The 3,804-nt window shown below is 67.4% G+C and carries 1 protein-coding gene and 1 pseudogene; both read left to right on the top strand.

Going from position 1 to position 3,804, the window contains the following annotated elements; all coding sequences use genetic code 11:
- A pseudogene (locus tag ACIQ6O_RS14175) lies at nt 1-2,798 on the top strand (hypothetical protein); the annotation flags it as partial.
- Between the two features lie 97 nt (nt 2,799-2,895).
- Nucleotides 2,896-3,804, top strand: a 909-nt coding sequence (locus ACIQ6O_RS14170) for a PKD domain-containing protein (protein WP_396208432.1), incomplete at its 3' end; no start/stop codon positions are given.

The raw sequence follows: 3,804 nt of genomic DNA, 5'->3' as shown, positions 1-3,804 counted from the left end.
GCGCCACCGACGCAAACGGGCGCCGCGTGGTCGTGATCGAGCCCACCACGTGCGGCGGCGCCCTGCTGACCGTAACGGCCAGCGTGAGTGGCACGCCCTTACCCTCGACCGCGAGTGTCACCGCCGCTGCGCCCGCCGTGTACGGCGCGTGCAACGCGGCACTCTGGCTCGATGCCAGTGACGCCACCACCATTACGCAGAGCGGCGGCGTGCTGACGGGGTGGCAGGACAAGAGCGGCGCGCAGCGACATAGTTCGGCCACCGCCGGTCCCACCGTCGTTGCCGGCGGGTTCAATGGCCGCACGGCGCTCCGCTTCAACGGCGTCACGCAGTTCATCCCGATTACCGACGTCGCCAGCGGGACGCCCTATACACTGGTGGTCGTCGACCGCCGGCGCTCGGGACGAAGCACGAACTTCGTCATCGGCGGCACCACGGCGCTCGTATCCAACAACCTGCAGCTGGGCTATCAGAGCGGCACGTCGCTGCGCTTCGCCACGCACACGGACAACCTCGACGCCGCCGTGCCGGCGTTCACAAGCGTCGCCGCCGAGCCGGGCCGCGTCACTGTCGGTCGCTGGACGACCGGCTTCCGTTCGCTCTACAGCAACACGGCCCTGCTCGCCGGCGATGCCGGCTCGCTCGGTGTCGTCTCCTGGACCGGCGCGGCCATCGGCCGCCTGAATACCGGTACCGCCACCGTGTACTACGATGGGGACGTGGGCGAGGTGATCCTCTTCCGGCGGTCGCTGAGCGACGCCGAGTTCACCGCACTCAGCAACGCGCTAATGGTCAAGTGGTCGCTGGGCACGCTCACGGCCACGGCGGGGCAGTCGCAGGTCGGCACTTTCGGGGCGGTCGCGACGACCCCGCCCAAGGTGCGCGTGACCAACGCCGCCAACGCGCCGCTGGCCGGCGCCACGATAACGTGGCAGGTAATCGCCGGCGGCGGCACCCTCGCCAGCGCGACGACCACCACCGACGCCAACGGCGAAGCCACCGCGTCGTGGACCCTTGGCAACGGCACCAACACGCTGCGCGCGACCTACGGAACGCAAAGCGCCGACTTCACGGCGACCACCGGTTCCGTGTGCGTGTCGGTCGCGATCTGCGACCCGGCGCTCTGGGTCGATGCCACCGATGCCAGCACGATCACGACCACGAGCGGTACGGTCACGGAGTGGCGCGACAAGTCCGGGGCGGGGCGACACTTCACGGCCGCGGCCGCGTCAGGGCCCACACGAGTGGGCGGCCTGCAACCCTCCAAGCAGGTGCTTCGCTTTAACGGGACCACGAATTTCATGACGCTCGCGGATCGGCCGTGGAGCGGGACCGGAGCCTACACGCTGGTGGTGGTGGAACGCCGTCGCGCCGACGGGGCCGGAGGCGTGTTCGGTCGGGCCAACGCAGGCACTAACGGCGTTCCCATCGTGGGCTATAGCTCTGGAAGCACGGCATATGTCTCACACGGTACGGGTTCGCTCTCCGTTAGCGTATCACCGTTCGGGACTAGCACGGAGCAGGCCACGCGGGTGTGGTCGGTGCAGTACGCCAATGGCACCAGAACGCTGCGCATTAACAACAGAAACATCGCGAGCGATAATACGGTGGGCGGCGTCACCACCTTCAGCGGCGCCACAGTCGGCCGACATGCTGCCGAGTGGTACAGTGGCGACATCGGCGAAGTGGTACTCATTCCGCGGGCCGTGAGCGACGCGGACCTGCAGACGTACACCCTGAGCCTGATGGCCAAGTGGGGCGCGGGCATTCTTGAAATCGATGCGGGCGACACTCAGGAAGCCAACGCGGGCACCAGCCCGGCCATCGGGCTTCGGGTTCGTCTCTCAGACGGCAATGGCAACGGCCTCCAGGGAGTAACGCTTCGTTGGCAGGTGACCGAGGGCGGTGGCAGGCTGAATAATGGTTTGGTCCAGCAAGGGCAGACCGATGCAACCGGCTACATGAGTATCCCCAGTGGCAGCTGGCGCCTCGACAACGGCAGCAATCGGCTCACCGTGTGGCAATCATGGTTGGAAAATCAGGGACCGAACGTCGTGTTCAGAGGCACCGGCCAGCTTCCGGGGACACGTACCATCCATCTCGACGCGCAGGATGCGTCCTCGTTCACCCTGAACGGGGCCACCGGCGTCGCCACATGGCGCGACCGTGCCGGCTCCGCCCGCACCGTCGCGCAGTCAACTCCGGGGCAGCAGCCCAATCGGAACGCTTCCGTCATCAACGCCCGCCCGGCCGTCGTATTCAGCGGAAACAGTGCCCTGCTCGGCAACACCGTATCGTATGGGATTACCTTCGCACGCAGTGTGTTCATCGTGTTCAGCCATACAGGTACCGTATCGAGTGGCACCTGCGCTGGCACTGATGGCACGTATCTGCTCGATCGCGATCCTGCAGCCAACGCCACGCCACTTACCAGCATCAAGGCCGTGGGAGGCCGCTGGGTACTGCAGACCCGCGCGGACGCCCTTTTGGGGGCCAGCTGCGCGCCCAGTAGCGGCGGGGTATCCATCGTGAACGGGGCGCCCACGATCTTCAGCGCGGTGCAAAGTTTTTTGAGCACCAGCGTTTGGGGTAACGGTACCTTTGTGGCCACCAGTAACAACGTTGCGTTCAGCACCATGCAGCCCATCATCTTGGGGCGGAGCGGCAGTGTGTCCAGCGCGCAGTCGTTCACCGGAGCGATCGGCGAGGTACTCGTCTTCAACGGCGCCCTGTCGACGACCGACCGCCAGATCGTGGAGCGCTACCTTGGCTGGAAGTGGGGCGTCACGGTCCCGTAACCTGCGTCAGGTCATCGTCGTCCTTTCAGGAGACATGAATTACCAGCTCTCTCCTTCACGACGAGCGCGACGGATTCGGCGTTCCACCGACTGAATCATGAGCTCGACTGGTCGTGTTGCTCACCGCGTATGGCAGCTGCTCGCGGCCTCCTTGTTCGTATGGGGATGCCGCGGCGATAGCGCGTTGCCGTTGACGCCGAGTGAGCCGACCACGAGCGGCCCACGCAGCAATACCGCCAACGTCGCCCCCACCGCCCTGTTCACGGTCTCGCCGCGCTGGCCGCGGCCCGGGGACACCGTCACGGTCGACGCCTCGTACTCGCTCGATCGCGACGGCTCGGTGGTGCACTACGAGTGGGATCTCGGGAACGGCGCGACCCAGGTCGCCGGCACCCAGGCGAAGACCGTGTACGCCAGCGCCGGCAGCTATCCGCTGAGCGTCACCGTGGTCGATGACAGCGGCAGCCGCAGCACGCGCACTCTGTCGCTCGTCGTCTCGCCCGCCGGCGCGCCGTCGACGGCGGTGGATAGCGCGCAGTCGCTGGTGGTGGCGGCGAATACCTCGCTCCTCGCGGCGGCCACGACCGTCGTGACCGTCACGACGCGCACGGCGCTCGGGCTCCCCGTCCCCAACGTGCCGGTGTGGCTGAGCGGCCGCGGCCGGGAGTGGCGGGTCACGCAACCGAGTGCGCTCACCACTACCCTCGGCGTCACGACCGGCACGATCGGCAGCTCGCTGACGCAGAGCGCCCAGATCGTGGCCATTGCCGACTACACCCTGCTCCGTCCGGTGAACGTGAGCATCGGGGCGACCACGCTGAGCCTTACCCGCAGCAGCCTCCGCCTCACCGACCCGGTGATCAGCGCGCCGGGGGATTCCACGCTGCTCGAAGTCACGGCGCGCGACGCCGAGGGCAATCCGCTGGTCGGGGCCACCGTCTCGGTGGCAGTGACCGGCGGGACGAGCACTGTGCGCAATGAAGGCGCCACCGACGCAAACGGGCGC

This window comes from Gemmatimonas sp. (genome assembly GCF_044345575.1).
Taxonomy (GTDB): Bacteria; Gemmatimonadota; Gemmatimonadetes; order Gemmatimonadales; family Gemmatimonadaceae; genus Gemmatimonas.
The sequence above is the reverse complement of the archived record's forward strand: the minus strand, read 5'-3'. Positions and strand labels throughout refer to the sequence as shown.